This window comes from Amycolatopsis arida (assembly GCF_900115565.1).
In the GTDB taxonomy this organism is placed as follows: Bacteria; Actinomycetota; Actinomycetes; order Mycobacteriales; family Pseudonocardiaceae; genus Yuhushiella; species Yuhushiella arida.
Genome location: NZ_FOWW01000007.1, coordinates 22,620 through 36,968 on the forward strand (window position 1 = coordinate 22,620; position 14,349 = coordinate 36,968).

At 73.2% G+C, this 14,349-nt stretch carries 12 protein-coding genes; all 12 read right to left on the reverse strand.

Going from position 1 to position 14,349, the window contains the following annotated elements; all coding sequences use genetic code 11:
• Positions 1-54 precede the first annotated feature (54 nt).
• Positions 55-879, reverse strand: coding sequence for a thioesterase family protein (locus BM051_RS19480; protein WP_243859649.1), 825 nt, complete (start codon positions 877-879; stop codon positions 55-57).
• Positions 876-1,802 (reverse strand): proline dehydrogenase family protein, encoded by a 927-nt coding sequence (locus tag BM051_RS19485; protein WP_092532294.1) that lies wholly within the window; start codon positions 1,800-1,802, stop codon positions 876-878. Before BM051_RS19485 ends, BM051_RS19480 begins: the two co-directional genes overlap by 4 nt.
• Positions 1,803-2,866: 1,064 nt before the next feature.
• A complete protein-coding gene (locus BM051_RS19490; RefSeq protein ID WP_092532968.1) occupies positions 2,867-3,592 on the reverse strand; it encodes a sugar phosphate isomerase/epimerase family protein in 726 nt (241 codons plus the stop codon).
• A 74-nt stretch (positions 3,593-3,666) separates the two neighbouring features.
• Positions 3,667-5,127 (reverse strand): hypothetical protein, encoded by a 1,461-nt coding sequence (locus BM051_RS19495; protein ID WP_092532296.1) that lies wholly within the window; start codon positions 5,125-5,127, stop codon positions 3,667-3,669.
• A 42-nt stretch (positions 5,128-5,169) separates the two neighbouring features.
• Positions 5,170-6,141 (reverse strand): Ppx/GppA family phosphatase, encoded by a 972-nt coding sequence (locus BM051_RS19500; protein ID WP_092532299.1) that lies wholly within the window; start codon positions 6,139-6,141, stop codon positions 5,170-5,172.
• Positions 6,142-6,203: 62 nt separating this feature from the next.
• A complete protein-coding gene (locus BM051_RS19505) occupies positions 6,204-6,893 on the reverse strand; it encodes a response regulator transcription factor (RefSeq protein WP_092532302.1) in 690 nt (229 codons plus the stop codon).
• Positions 6,890-8,152 (reverse strand): sensor histidine kinase, encoded by a 1,263-nt coding sequence (locus tag BM051_RS19510; RefSeq protein ID WP_166677765.1) that lies wholly within the window; start codon positions 8,150-8,152, stop codon positions 6,890-6,892. The genes BM051_RS19505 and BM051_RS19510 overlap by 4 nt, the downstream gene beginning before the upstream one ends.
• A gap of 199 nt (positions 8,153-8,351) precedes the next feature.
• Positions 8,352-9,101, reverse strand: a complete 750-nt coding sequence (locus BM051_RS19515; RefSeq protein WP_092532305.1) for a phosphoglyceromutase — start codon at positions 9,099-9,101, stop codon at positions 8,352-8,354.
• 1,395 nt (positions 9,102-10,496) lie between these two features.
• Positions 10,497-11,012: a type III secretion system chaperone family protein gene (locus BM051_RS19520; RefSeq protein WP_092532308.1), complete on the reverse strand. Its 516-nt coding sequence runs from the start codon at positions 11,010-11,012 to the stop codon at positions 10,497-10,499.
• On the reverse strand, positions 11,009-12,316 hold the full coding sequence (gene mshA / locus BM051_RS19525; RefSeq protein ID WP_092532311.1) for a D-inositol-3-phosphate glycosyltransferase: 1,308 nt from the start codon (positions 12,314-12,316) through the stop codon (positions 11,009-11,011). Before mshA ends, BM051_RS19520 begins: the two co-directional genes overlap by 4 nt.
• Before the next feature lie 19 nt (positions 12,317-12,335).
• Complete coding sequence (locus BM051_RS19530; protein WP_092532314.1) at positions 12,336-13,166, reverse strand: alpha/beta fold hydrolase; 831 nt, start codon at positions 13,164-13,166, stop codon at positions 12,336-12,338.
• Between the two features lie 10 nt (positions 13,167-13,176).
• Complete coding sequence (locus BM051_RS19535) at positions 13,177-14,334, reverse strand: L,D-transpeptidase (RefSeq protein WP_092532317.1); 1,158 nt, start codon at positions 14,332-14,334, stop codon at positions 13,177-13,179.
• Positions 14,335-14,349 lie beyond the last annotated feature (15 nt).

The window sequence follows — 14,349 nt, forward strand, 5'->3', positions numbered from 1 at the left end:
TGCGCCCTTTCTCGTGCTCCCGGGGTTTCCAGAGTGCCAAACGCCGGCGCCGGGTCAGAGGCCGGGGGCGAGGGCGAGCTGACGGGCCTGGCACACCAGCCGGCCCTGGGCGTCGAGCACCGTGGCGTCGGAGTCGAACCACGCCTCGTGCACGGCACGGCAGTCCACCTGCACCCGCAGCCAGCCCGGCGCCGGCTTGGTCCGGACGAACGCGGTGAGCTGCGCCGTCGGAGCCCAGCCGACCCGGCCGAGGTTGACCACCACCGGCGGGTTGACGTCACCGGCGAGCAGCGCGAAGTACGAGTCCGGCTCGCCCTCGCGCGGCCGCACCCACAGGCGCATCCGCAGGGGGTCGCCGGTGCGGCCGGCAAGGTAGCCGGCGGTGGCGGTGTCGAGCCGCACGTCACAGCCCTTGGCGAGGTTGAACACACCCTCGGCGGTGTCGCCGGACAGCGCCAGCGCCCGCGCCGGCGGCTCGGCCGGCATCGCCGGCAGGTCGGCCCACGCGGGGCGACGCATCGGCAGCCGGCCGGCGGTGACCCTGGCCTCGACGCAGCCGCGGCCGCGCTGCTCGAGCAGCACCGCGACGACGGTGGCCCGGCGGCCGACCTTGCGCACGTCGGTGCGCAGCAGCACCGGCCCGATCGCGGGTGGGCGGAGGAACTCGGCGCTGACCACGAGCGGGTCGGCGGGCGGCTCGCCGCGCTCGACCAGCGCGACGGTCGCGGTCCTGGCCAGCAGGGCGAGCAGGAACCCACCGTGTGGATGGCTGCCGATGGACCATTCGGTCCGCAGCTCGGTGGTGAACGTGCCGTCGCCGAGGGAGCGGGGCGCGCACGCCGCGGCGAACGACCCGGCGGCGGGAGAGGGACCGCTCACGAACGGCTGACCAGGGAACGGAGGAAGAACGTGAGGTTTGCCGGCCGCTCGGCCAATCTGCGCATCAGGTATCCATACCATTGCTCTCCGTAGGGGACGTAGACCCGAACGGTCTCTCCCTCGGCGGCCAGTCGGCGCTGCTCGTCCGGCCGCACGCCGTACAGCATCTGGTACTCGTAGCTGCCTCGCTTCCGGCCGTACCACCGGATCCGCTCGGCGAGGACGGCCACCAGGCGCGGGTCGTGGGTGGCGAACATCGCGTAGGCGCCGCCGGCCAGCAGGGCGTTGGCGCAGCGGACGTAGTTGAGGTCGACGTCGTGCTGGTCGGGGAAGGCGACCTCCGGCGGTTCGGCGTAGGCGCCCTTGCACAGCCGGACCCGGGAGTCCGGGGTCGCGAGGTCGGCCACGTCCGCCTCGGTGCGGCGCAGGTAGGACTGGACCACGGCGCCGACCCACGGCCAGGTGCGGCGCAGCTCGGCCAGGGCGGCGAGGGTGTCGTCGGTGACGGAGGAGTCCTCCATGTCGAGGGTGACGGTGGTGCCGCACTGCTCGGCCGCGGCGCAGATCCGGTGGGCGTTGCGGACGGCGAGGTCGTGGTCGAGGCGCTGGCCCGCGGCGGAGAGCTTCACGCTGACCTCGGCGTGGTCGGCGAGGCCCTCGGCGTGCAGCCGGTCCAGCAGCGCCAGATAGGCCTGGACCACGCGCTCGGCCTGGGCCTTGTCGTGGGTGTCCTCGCCGAGGTAGTCGAGGGTGCTGCACAGGCCGTCGTCGGCCAGCCGCCGCACCACGCGGACCACGTCGGTGATCGTCTCGCCGGCCACGAACCGGTCGACGACCGAGCGACTGCCGGGGGTGGTCGCGACCACGCGGCGGATCGCGTCGTTCTCGGCGGCGGCGAGGATGAGCGAGCGCAACGGGTTCACGGTGAAAACTGTACGGGTGTCCGGTGAGTGTGCTGATTACCCACACCGGAACGCATGGTGGAAGTTGATCTTGCATGGCGCGGGGCGCTTTCGATCGGCCCCGGCTCCCGGCCGTGACTCCGCTCCTGTCCCCAGCCCCGTTCCCGCTGTGCTCCCGTCCCGACCCCCGATGCCAACCCCCCGCTTCCGGCCCCGCTTCTGGCCGCGATTCCCGATGCGGGCCGTGACTCCCGCTTCCCGGTCAGCCGGCGGCGTCGACTCCCGTACCAGCCAGCCGGTCGTCCCGACCCGCCCCCAGGTGACTCCACTCCCGACCACCCGGCGCGCCGTTCCGATCACCCGGCTCCACTCTCGGCCACCCGGCGCTCCGCTCCCGGCTACCCGGCGACGGTTCCGGTCACGACTTTCGCTCCCGAGTGGCGCCTTCGCGAAGCGGCTCCCGCCACTTCGCGACCAACTGGCCAGCCGACCTTGATGCCCAGCCGCAACTCCCTTCGCGACCAGCTGACCCCGCCGGCGATCCCCCGAACGTGTACACCTCGCAGCGAACGGAGCCGCCGGTCCCGCGAAACTCCCCGAGTTGTCCACAGTTTCCCGAACCCCCTTCCCCGCGCCCTGACCAGCGATAAGCTGGAAGCGGGGCCGGTCCCCCGGAGCGGGTGGGGGCTGCTCTAAAGGGGTTCTCCGCGCGAGCGTCGACATTGCTCGCGCAAGGGTCGATTCTGCTCGCGGCGAGGTTCCTTTCCCTCGCGAGGTCCCCCTCCCTCGCAAGGTCCCTCCCTCGCAAGGTCCCCTCCCCCGCGAGGTCCCCCTTGCTCGCGAGGCTTGATCTTGCTCGCGCGTGCTTCGAGTCTGCTCGCGAGTGTTGGTGGGCCCGGTGCGTCGGCTGCGGGGACGGCGCTCGCGAGGTGTTCGACCACACCGTGCCCGCCCGCCCCGGCCTCTCGATGGGCGGCCCTTTCAGCAAGAAGGCGAGGGCAGCAAGGCCGGCCTCGCCTCCTTGCTGAGAGGCCGCTTTCGCTGGTTCGGGCTCCTCGCCGAGTGACCTGGCGAAAAAGGCTCCCTCACTGGCCCAGGTGTAGGCGGGCGAACAGCAGCGACTCGGCCAGCAGCTTGGCCCTTCGGGCGCGTTGCGCGGCGCCGCGGGTGTTCACCTCCAGCACCACCTGCCCGCCGAAGCCGTCGGCGGCCAGCCGCTCCAGCAGCTCCGCGCACGGCTGTGTCCCGTGGCCGGGCACCAGGTGCTGGTCCTTCGGCAGCCCGGTGCCGTCGGCGAGGTGCACGTGCGTCAACCCCGCGCCCATCCGCTCCGCCAGCTCCAGCGCGTCCATCCCGGCGGCCGCGGTGTGCGAGAGGTCCAGCGTGTAGTTCGCGTAGCCCACGTCGGTCGGGTCGATCGAGGGCCGGAACGCCGACACCCGGCTGTTCCGCCCAGCCCCCGGCGGCCGCACCTTGAACATGTTCTCCACCGCCACCGCCACCCCGGTGTCGTACTCCAGCTCGGCCACCAGGTCGGCGAACGCCTCCCCGTACCGCCGCTGCCACCGGAACGGCGGGTGCACCACCACGGTCCGTGCCTCCAGCTCCTGGGCCGCCCGCACGCTGCGCCGCAGCCGCACCTCCGGGTCCGGCGACCACACCCGCTGGGTGATCAACAACGACGGCGAGTGGATCGACAGGATCGGCACCCCGGTGGCCCGCGCCAGCTTCCGCAACGCCGCCACGTCCTGGCTCACCGGGTCCGCCCAGACCATCACCTCGACCCCGTCATAACCGAGGTCAGCCGCCATCTCGAAGCCGGCCTGCGCGCGCAGCGGCCACACCGACGCGGTGGACAGCCCGACGGGAATCGCCACCGAGCGCCCTACCGGGACAGCAGCAGCAACGCGGCCGGCGACACCGTCACCACCAGGCCGACCAGCACCGCCAGCACCGTGGTCTGCAAGTCCTCGGCCCGCCGGACCTTCCGCACCACCAGCACCAGCGCGACGGTCACCACCAGCGCCGCCACCAGCGCCGCCGCCGGCAGCTGTCCCCACAACCAGTTGAAGCCCAGCCACACGGCCGCGCCGCTCACCGCCCCGAGCGCGAGCTGCCCGGCCAGCACCAGCCACTGCTTGGCCGGCGAGCCGGCGGGCTCCTCGTCCTCCTCGGCGATGGCCTCGTCCTCGGCGTCCAGCTCGTCCACCGGCTCGTCGCCCGGCGGGTAGCCGTAGGCCGCCGCATCCGGGTCGTCCACCGCCCCGAGGTCACCGTCGAACTCGCGGTCGAAGTCGTCCTGGTCGAAATCGCCTCGTTCGAAGTCACCGTCGAGCTCGCCCGACCGCGTGTCGCCGGGCTCCAGCGGGTCGTCGTCGAACGTGGGAGTGAAGTGCCCGGTCGGCGGGCCCGCGTCGGGGTCGTCGGTCGGCGGCGGCACCGCGGGCATCACCCCGACCTCGGTGTCCTCCATCGCCGGGTGCTGCCGGCGCTGCCGCCAGCCGGCCAGCCCGGCCGGCGGCTCGTCCGGCGCCGGCTCCGGCACGTCCGGCGGCTCGTCGGTGATCGCGGGCAGCTGCTCGGTGTTCGGCTCCGGCGGCGCGGGCGGCGGCACCGGGCGCCGCGGCGGCCGACGCCGGCGCGGCGGTTGGCCGGGACCCGGCACCGGGTAGCCGCCGGTGCCCATCGGCGGCGGTGCGGGCGCCGAGGGTGGCTCGGGCGCCCCGGGGTCGACGGCCTCGGCCTCCGGCGGTGGTCCGCCGAGGCCGTCGAGCCGGGCGGTCAGCGATCCCGGCGGCGGGCCGGCGGGGGTCGGCGGAGGAGGCGCCGGCGCGGGAGGCGGTCCCGGGGCGGGCGGCATCGGCCGGTTGCGCGCACCGGGAACCCGGCCGCGCGGCGGCTCCCCCGCCGGGGGCGGTCCGGGCGGTTGACCGGGCCCGGGGGGCGGCGGCGGGGGTACCGGATGTTGCTGCGTGGGGGGCCGGCGCAACGGCATCGAGTGCCGGGTCGGCGGGCCCGACTCGTCACCGCCCGCGTCGTGCGCGGGCGGGGGAGGAGGAGGGGACGGCGGCGTCCTCGGCCGGGGCTGCCGCGCGGGCGGCTCGTCCGGCTCGGCCGCCCGGTGGGTCCGCCCGTTGCGCTGATCGGCGTCCTCGGCGCGGATCCGCTCGATGATCGCCTGCGGCGCCGTGTCGCCGATGCTCGGTTGCCGGCCGCCGGGGGCCTCGTCATCGTCGGCAGCACGACGCCGCCGGCGGCGTGGCGTGCCGCCGACCTGACCGCCGTGTTCGGCGAGCAGCTCCGCCACCGTCTTCTGCGGCCGCTCGCCTCCGCTGTCTCGACTCATCCCTTCCACCGTGCCCGTCGCGCGTGGTTCACGTCCACCACGTCATTCTCCCGGCCCCCGGTCGGTTCCCCGTGCAGTCTTCCCCTCTGAGTTCGAATGGTCCAGCCGCCGCAGGATCACACCTTCTCGCAGCGCCCACGGGCAGATCTCCAGTTCGGCGAGTGACAACGCTCGCATCGTGGCCTGCGCCACGAGCGCGCCCGCCACGAGCTGGTGCGACCGGCTCGCGCTCACGCCCTCCAGCTCGGCGAGGTCCGCCGACGACATCCGGGAGATGAACGCGATGAGCTGGCGCAGGGCGGTGTCGGTGAGCGTACGCCGCACCCGTGGGCCCGCCCCGGACGGTGCCGCGCCGGTGAGCCGGGCCAGCGAGCGGAACGTCTTCGACGTCGCCACCGCGTGGTCCGGCGGGTCCAGCTCGCCGACCTTCTCGGCCAGCCCAGCGAGCTGGTCCTCCAGCCACGCCGACGTGGCGACCAGCTCGGAGCGGGTGGGCGGGTCGTGCCGGAACCGCGTGCGGGTGAGCCGGCCGGCCCCGAGCGGCAGCGACTCGGCCAGCTCCGGCGCCTCGTCCATGCCCATGGCGACCTCGAGCGAGCCGCCGCCGATGTCGAGCACCAGCAGCCGCCCCGCCGACCAGCCGTACCAGCGGCGCACGGCGAGGAACGTCAGCCTGGCCTCGTCGACACCGGTGAGCACCTCCAGCTCCACCCCGGTTCGCTCGGCCACCCTGCGCAGCACCTTGGCCGAGTTGCGGGCCTCGCGCACGGCCGAGGTGGCGAACGCCATGACGTCCGCACAGCCCAGCCGGACCGCGGCGGCCTTGGCCGACTCCACCGCGCGCACCAGGTCGTCGGCGCCGGCCTCGCTCAGCTCGCCGTCCGGGGTGATCCGCTCGGCCAGCCGCAGCACGCTCTTCTCCGAGTGCATCGGCGTCGGGTGGGCACCACGGTGCGCGTCCACCACGAGCAGGTGGACGGTGTTGGACCCGACGTCGAGTACCCCGAGGCGCACGAGCGGCTACGGTACCCGCCGACGGTGCGCGGGCCGGCGGCAACCGGTCGACGGCCCGCCCCTCACGCCTCGAACTTGTAGCCCAGTCCCCGCACGGTCACCAGGTGCCGCGGCGAGCCGGGGTCGGGTTCGATCTTCGACCGCAGCCGCTTGACGTGCACGTCCAGGGTCTTGGTGTCGCCAACGTAGTCGGCGCCCCAGACCCGGTCGATCAGCTGGCCACGGGTGAGCACCCTGCCCACGTTGCGCAGCAGGTACTCGAGCAGGTCGAACTCCTTGAGCGGCAACGACACCTCGGCGCCGTTCACGGTCACCACGTGCCGCTCGACGTCCATCCGCACCGTCCCGGCGGCCAGCACCGCAGGCGCGAGCTCGCCGTCGGCGCCGCCCTCGCCGCCGCGGCGGAGCACCGCACGCACCCGCGCGATCAGCTCGCGCGCCGAGTACGGCTTGGTGACGTAGTCGTCGGCGCCCAGCTCGAGGCCGACCACCTTGTCGATCTCGCTGTCCCTGGCGGTCACCATGATCACCGGCACCGAGGACCGCTGCCGGAGCTGCTTGCACACGTCGGTGCCGCTCATCCCGGGCAGCATGAGGTCGAGCAGCACGATGTCCGCGCCGTTGCGGTCGAACTCCTCCAGCGCCTGCTGGCCGGTCGCGGCGACGGCGGCGGTGAAGCCCTCCTTGCGCAGCAGGAAGGCGAGCGGGTCGGCGAAGGACTCCTCGTCCTCCACGATGAGCACCCTGGTCACGGCGTCCCTCCAACTTCGGTGCTGTTCTGTCCGGTCGCCGCGAGCCGGGTCGGCCGCTCGGGCGTCTTCTTCTCCTGCTTCTCCTGCCGAGCGCCGGCGTGTGGCGACCCGGCCGGCTGGCGGGGGGCGCGGGCCGGCTCGGGCCCGGTGCCGGCACGGTGGGCGGGGATGCGCAGGGTGAACGTCGACCCGGTGCCCGGTTTGCTCCACAGCCGCACCTCGCCGCCGTGGTTGGCGGCGACGTGCTTGACGATGGCCAGGCCCAGCCCGGTGCCGCCGGTGGCCCGGGACCGGGCCTTGTCGACCCGGTAGAACCGCTCGAACACCCGCTGCTGCTCGTCCTCGGCGATGCCGATCCCGCGGTCGGTGACCGCGATCTCGACGAAACCGTCGACCAGCCGGCGGCTGATCGACACCGGGCTGCCGGGCGGTGAGTACGCGACGGCGTTGTCCAGCAGGTTCGACAGGGCGGTGACCAACAGCGTGGCGTCGCCCTCGACGAGCAGCCCGCTGGGGGCGTCGGTGGTGACGGAGATCTCGGCGGACTCGGCGGCGATCCGGGTGCGACCGAGCGCCTCGCCGACGACGGCGTCGACCTCGACGACGGTGAGGTCGGGCAGCCGCTCGGCACCCTGCAGCCGGGACAGCGCGATCAACTCGGTGACCAGGGTGCCCAGCCGGGTCGACTCGCGCAGGATCTTGCCGCCGAACCGGCGCACCTGCTCGGCGTCCTCCGCGGCGTCCAGCACGGCCTCGGCCAACAGGGCGATCGCCCCGACCGGGGTCTTCAGCTCGTGGCTGACATTGGCGACGAAGTCGCGCCGGGTGGCCTCCAGCCGGACCGCGTCGGAGTGGTCGACGGCCTCCACCACGGTGAAGCCGTCGCCGAGCGGGCGGACCTCGGCGAGCACGGCCTCCGGTTGCCGGCCGCGCACCTCCAGCGGGGAGAGGTCGATCTCCAGGCCCTCGCCGGAGGCGACGACCTGCTCGGCGGCCTTGCGGGCGCGGGCGTCGGCCTGGTTGGCCCGGACCAGGCCGAGCCGCTCGGCGCGCGGGTTGTGCAGGACCATGTCGCCGAAGCGGTTGAGGACGACCACGCCGTTGTTCGACGACTGGATGAGGCGTTGCAGCAGCTCGGCGACGGTCGGGCCGGCCGGTCGGGCGCTCCGCCGGGAGCGGGCGCGGGCGACGGCGAAGCCGATGACCACGCCGACCACCAGTGCGCCGGTGGCCAGTGCGAGTGCTGCGGGCACGGTCACGGGGGAATCGTAAGCGCGCAGGTAGCCGTTCGGCCTAGTCCCGGCAGCGTTGTCGTGATCGCCGTGACACTTTCCGGCGACAAGTTCGGGCGCACGTCAGCCCCTGTTCACTCTCCCGTCGCTCTACGTTGAGCTTCCGACTCGCCCGGTTCAACCGATCGAGCCATCTCGGGTGTTCCCGAGTGTCCCGTGGTGGCGCTCAGCGACCCTGGTTGGCGACCGCGGCCGCGGCCTCCTTCGCGGCCTCCGGGTCGAGGTAGGTGCCGCCGGGGTTGGTCGGCCGCAGGTCGGTGTCGAGGTCGTAGCGCAGCGGGATTCCGGTGGGGATGTTCAGCCCGGCGATCGCGTCGTCGGAGATGCCGTCCAGGTGCTTGACCAGGGCGCGCAGCGAGTTGCCGTGCGCGGCGACCAGGACGGTGCGGCCGGCGCGCAGGTCCGGCACGATCGCCGAGTCCCAGTACGGCAGCAGGCGGGCCACCACGTCCTTGAGGCACTCGGTGCGCGGCAGCTCGTCGCCGAGCGCGGCGTAGCGCGGGTCGCCGTCCTGGGAGAACTCGCCGCCGGGCTCGATCGGCGGCGGCGGGACGTCGTAGGAGCGGCGCCAGAGCATGAACTGCTCCTCGCCGAACTGCTCCAGGGTCTGCTTCTTGTTCTTGCCCTGGAGGGCGCCGTAGTGCCGCTCGTTGAGCCGCCAGTCCCGGTACACCTCGATCCAGTGTCGGTCGGCGACGTCGAGCGCGATGTTGGCGGTGGAGATCGCCCGGCGCAGGAGCGAGGTGTGCACCACGTCGGGCAGCACGCCCGACTCGGCGAGCAGCTCCCCGCCGCGGCGGGCCTCGACCTCGCCCGCCTGCGACAGCGGGACGTCGACCCAGCCGGTGAACAGGTTCTCCGCGTTCCACGTGCTCTGCCCGTGCCGCAGCAGCACCAGGGTCCCGATTTCGGCCATGTGCCAAGCCTGCCAGACCCGCGGGGCCGGTCGGTGGGGGGTGCGGGGCACCTCACCAGGGCCGGGACAGTCTACCCACAGTAGGAGGAGGCGCCGTAGTGAATCACTCAAAGTTCGAGCGAACCGCCAACAAGATTGCGAGCGAGTTACGTTAGTTGCGTTCCGTTAACCCTTTCTCGCAAGTTCACCCGAACGGAGCAACCACTGGCCTTGTGATTACCGTCCCGCTTCTGCCAAGTTGGCTAACGTCCCGCTCGGCTGGAAACCACGCACTCCCCGGCCGTGCGGACTGAAGACGCAGCTCGTCTCCCCCCTGCCGAGCTGCGCCCGCCGGCCCCGTTGGCCTCCCCCTCGCCACCGGGTCCATCGCGGCGGGATCGTCAGCGGGGCGGCTCGAGTTCGCGACTCCCCCTCCCTCGAGCCGCCCCGCCCGGGGGGTCGGCGACCCCTACTCGCTCGCTCCGCTCGCTTCGCTGGGGCCCCCGGGCGTCGTCATGTTGGGGGGCCGAGCCCCCCAGACCCCCCCACGGTGCGAGCTCCTCACCCTGGCGAGCGCTGGTGGCGTTGGTCGTGAACCAGCAATGTGCTTGGTCGCTTCGCTCGCTGGCGCTCGCTCGCTGGGGCCACCCGTGGGGTCGGTGGGCGCGCATGGGTGCGAGTCCCCACGTTTCGGGACGGCGAGAGCTACGTTCGGGACGGCGAGATCTACGTTGGCCAGGCGCGGGCGTGGCCTGGTTGCCTGTGAGCCCACGGGGGCTTCGAGTACCGCGCAGATCGCCGAGGCCCGCCTTCGGCTCACGGCCTGTCGAGGCCCGCCACACCCGAGACCGCTGCCCCGAAACACACCCGCGCCGGGGTGCGCCTCACTACGCGCGGGGCATCATCCATTCCCCCTCCCCACCCCGATCCGAAGCCGCTTTGCGGGCGGGGGTGGCGTGTCAAGGCACTCTTTCCCGCCTTGACACGCCACCCCCGCCCGTCAACACAATCGAGCTTCGGGGTGGAGACCACACCGGGACGGGGTGGAGACCACCCGGGACGAGGTGCGGACCACACACCCGCTGACGCGGCGACCCCGACCCGGGCCGTACCCGCGACGGGCTTCGAGCGGAACATCCCCACGGCACGGCAACCCCGCCGGTGGCGCCGCAGCGGGCGACGGCGAGTTGTCCCCATCCCCCGAAAGGGATCCACAGATTTCGCACGGCCCGTCCCAACTCCCCCGGCGGCGATACGCTGGAACGGCCGCCGGCCCCCGGGGAGGGCGGGCCGCTGGCCCCACGTGTGGCCGCGCCGGACCAGCCAAACCGGCGGGCAGGATCGGCGGGCCGGCCGGCGAGGGGCCAACCGTGTGCGCCGCCGATCGTCCCGTGCGGGTGGGCCGGCGGCGACGGGTCAGTCGGTCAGGGTGCCGGGGGTGTCCGGGTTGGTCGGCTCCACCAGGTGTTTGAAGGCCTGGAGGTTGGCCAGGGACTCGCCGCGGGAGACGCGCCAGTCCCACTCCCGCTTGATGGAGCTCGCGAAGCCCAGCTCCAGCAGCGTGTTGAAGTCACCGTCGGCGGCCTCCAGCACCTGGCCGAGCAGCTTGTCCAGCTCCTCCCGGGTCATCCGGTCCAGGCCGAGCCGGCCCACCAGGTAGATGTCACCCATCGAGTCGAGCGTGTACGCCACCCCGTACAACCGCGCGTTGCGGCGCAGCAGGAACCGGTACACGTCCTCGTGCGCCTCGTCCGGCCGCCGGCACACGAACGCCTCCACCGCGAACGCGTGCTCCCCCACCACCAGCCAGCAGTTCGTCTGCAACTTCTTCGTACCGGGCAGCGTGACGAAGTACCGCCCGGCACCCTTCCGCTCGTAGACCAGCCCCGCCTCGTCCAGCGTCGACCGGACCAGCTCGTCCAGCTCGGTCACACCGCCACCTCCTCACGCAGCGCCCTCGCCAGCGCGTCGCGGAACGCCCGCGCCGCCTCGGTGTACGTCGCCACCAGCGCGTCGGTGGTGCGCCGCCAGGAGAACCGCCGGGCGTGCCGCACCGCGTTCGCCGCCAGCTCCGCCCGCCGCCCCGGGCGCAGCGCCACCGCCGCCAGCGCGTCCGCCCAGTCCGCCGCTCGGTGCCCGGGCACCAGCAGCCCGGACACCCCGTCGGCCACCGCCACCGGCAACCCGCCGACCTCGGCGGCCACCACCGGCGTGCCGCAAGCCTGCGCCTCCACCGCGACCAGTCCGAACGACTCGTTGTAGCTGGGCACCGCCACCACGTCCGCCGCGCGGTACACGTGCACCAGCGCCTCCCCCGGCTGCGGCGGCAGGAACCTCGTCTGCGCCGCGATCCCCAGCGACGCGGCCAGCTCGCGCAGCGCCGCCGGCTGCTCCAACCCCGTCCCGGAGGCCCCACCGACGATCAGCACCACCAGCCGCTCCCGCAGCCCCGGCCGCCGCCGCGACAACTCCGCCGCGGCGTGCAGCAGCACGTCCGGCGCCTTGAGCGGCTGGATCCGGCCGGCGAACGCGAGCACCACGGCGTCGCCGGGCAACCCGAGCGCGGCCCGCGCCCTGGCCCGCGACCCCGGCGTGAACCGGTCCAGGTCCACCCCCGGCGACACGGTCCGCACCGCCCGCGGGTCCGCGCCGTACAGCGACACCAGCTCGCGGGCCTCGACGGCGGTGTTGGCCACCAGCCGGTCGGCCTCGGTCACCACCTGCTCCTCGCCGATCACCCGGGTCCGCGGCTCCGGCACGTCCCCCTCGGCGAGCGCGGCGTTCTTCACCTTCGCCAGGGTATGCGCGGTGTGCACCAGCGGCACGCCCCAGCGGTCCCTGGCCAGCCAGCCGACCTGCCCGGACAGCCAGTAGTGCGAGTGGATCACGTCGTAGTACCCCGGCTCGTGGAACGCCTCGGCCCGCAACACCCCGGAGGTGAACGCGCACAGCTGCGCCGGCAGCTCGGACCGGTCCAGCGGCTGGTAGGGACCGGCCGGGATGTGCCGCACCAGCACCCCGGGCGCCAGCTCGGCCACCGGCGGCTGGTCCGACGACGTCGCCCGAGTGAACACCTCGACGCTGATCCCCCTGCGCGCCATCTCCGTGGCGGTCTGGCTGATGTAGACGTTCATCCCACCGGCGTCGCCGGTGCCGGGCTGCTCGAGCGGCGAGGTGTGCACGGACAGGACCGCCACCCGGCGGGGCGGGCCCGCCGGCGGGTACGAGGGCGTCATCTACGCGTTCACTCCCTGGTCAGGGCGCTGGTGCCAGCCGATCCTCGGCGAAGCGCAGCAGCGTCGAGTTGAACTCCTCCGCCGCCTCGATGAACGGCAGATGGCCTACACCCTGCAACCAACGCAGCTGCGCCCCCGGAATCTTCCCCGCCGCGTACTCCCCCGACCTGGGGTCCACCACCCCGTCGGCCGTGCCGTGCACGACCAGCGTCGGCACGTCCACCCCGGCCAGCAGGTCGGCGTTGTCCACCTCGCGGGAGAACAGCGCGGCCCGCACCTTCGGCGACACCGACAGCGAGGCGCCGAGCAGCGCCTGGCTGAGCGGACCCGGCACCCCGTTCGCGGACATCCCCTTGTTCAGCCCGAGCAGCGCGGGCAACGCCACGTCGAGGTCCTCGGACAGCGCGTCGGGCAGCGCCGCCCGCATGGCCGGTCCGATCCGACCGCCCTCCCGGCCCCTGCCGATCTCGGTGATCGCGCCGACCAGCACGATCCCGGCCAGCGACTCGCCGCCGTACACCCGCAGGTAGTCGGCGATCACCAGACCGCCGTAGGACCAGCCGACCACCATCGCCGGCGTGCCGGCGAACTCCAGCACCGAGCACAGGTCGCCGGCCCACACCTCCGGGTCGATGAAACCCTCCACCGGCACGTCGGAGTTGCCGTGCCCGCGCAGGTCCATCGCCACCAGCCGGAACCGGTTCGCCAACATCGGGTCGGCGAGTTGGTGCGACCAGACGAGCGCGTTCTGCGCCCACCCGTGCACGAACACGATCGGTCGCGCGTTGGCCTCCCCGGCCACCCGCAACCCGATCCCCACTCCACCGGACCCGACCACCTCGGCGTTCATGCGCGCTCCCTCACAGGGCGGACTTGGACTTCCACGTCTCCCAGTCGAGGAGCCAGTCCATCACATCCGAGGTGGTCGGCATATCGGCCTTCGACCCGGTGATCTCCACCGGGTCGCCGATGAGCGCCGAGTCGAAGTAGTCCTTCGCGTCGACCTCGAGCAGGTTGATGCAGCCGTGCGAGGTGTTCGCCTTGCCGATGTTCGCCCGGTTCTCCTCGTTCTCGTGGATGTACTCGCCGTGGTTGGAGATCCGGCAGCACCACTTCTTCTCGACGTCGGTGTAGCCGTAGCGGGCGTTGTCGAAGATCGACGTCGGCTCCTTGGTCATCACGATCAGCGTGCCGTTGGGCGTGTTCAGGTTCGGGTCGGCGTCCTTGCCGTTGCTGCACGGGTAGCGCTTGTACTCGGACCCGTCGCGGTAGACCCGCATCACGTGGTCGGGGGTGTGCACCTTGACCACCTGGTTGCGCCCGATCCGGAACTCGGTGGTGACGTCGGCCTTGCCGTACTTGCCGCCGCCGTAGTGCACGCCGTACAGCTTCGCGGTGACGGTGACCTTCGTGCCCGCCGGCCAGTACTCCCGGGGCCGCCAGTCGGCCTGCCGGTCGGACAGCCACGCCCACGAGCCCTCCACCGGCGTGGAGGTCTCCACGGTGAGCGCGCGCTCGGCCGCGGCTCGATCGCTGATCGGCTCGCCGAACTTGACGCTGATCGGCATGCCCACGCCGACCTCGGCGTCGTCGATCGGGTTCAACGTGGCGCGGACCTCCTTGGCGGGCTTGACGGTCGCGAAGCTGCCGGTGAGCTCCACCGGCCGGCCGTCGGTGCCGGTGGCCTTGGCCGCGTAGGTGTAGCTGCGGCCGTAGCCGAGCGGCTCGGCGCTGGTCCACGCGGTCTTCTCGGCGTTGAGCTCGCCCTTGACCTCGGCGCCGTCGGGGTTGGTCAACCGGACCTCGGTGAGCGTGCCCTCGGCCACCCGCACGGTGACCGGCGTGGTGACCGGGACGTCCTTCGCGTCCACCGGCGGCTCGGCGCTGAGCACGGCCTTCGGCGGGATCTGGTCCGGGTTCGGCTGGGCGTCGCCACCCTCCCCGCCGGAACACGCGGCGAGCACCACCGCCCCGCCGCCGGCCAGTGCGGCCTTGAAGACTGTGCGCCGTTCGATCACCGTTCTCCTCCCATC

Bases quoted from the DNA above. Each gene is read 5' to 3' on its own strand.
- BM051_RS19495 (WP_092532296.1), bottom strand. From the start codon at position 5,127: ATGAGTCGAGACAGCGGAGGCGAGCGGCCGCAGAAGACGGTGGCGGAG.
- mshA (WP_092532311.1), bottom strand. From the start codon at position 12,316: ATGACGCCCTCGTACCCGCCGGCGGGCCCGCCCCGCCGGGTGGCGGTC.
- BM051_RS19515 (WP_092532305.1), bottom strand. From the start codon at position 9,101: ATGGCCGAAATCGGGACCCTGGTGCTGCTGCGGCACGGGCAGAGCACG.
- BM051_RS19530 (WP_092532314.1), bottom strand. From the start codon at position 13,166: ATGAACGCCGAGGTGGTCGGGTCCGGTGGAGTGGGGATCGGGTTGCGG.
- BM051_RS19490 (WP_092532968.1), bottom strand. From the start codon at position 3,592: ATGGCGGCTGACCTCGGTTATGACGGGGTCGAGGTGATGGTCTGGGCG.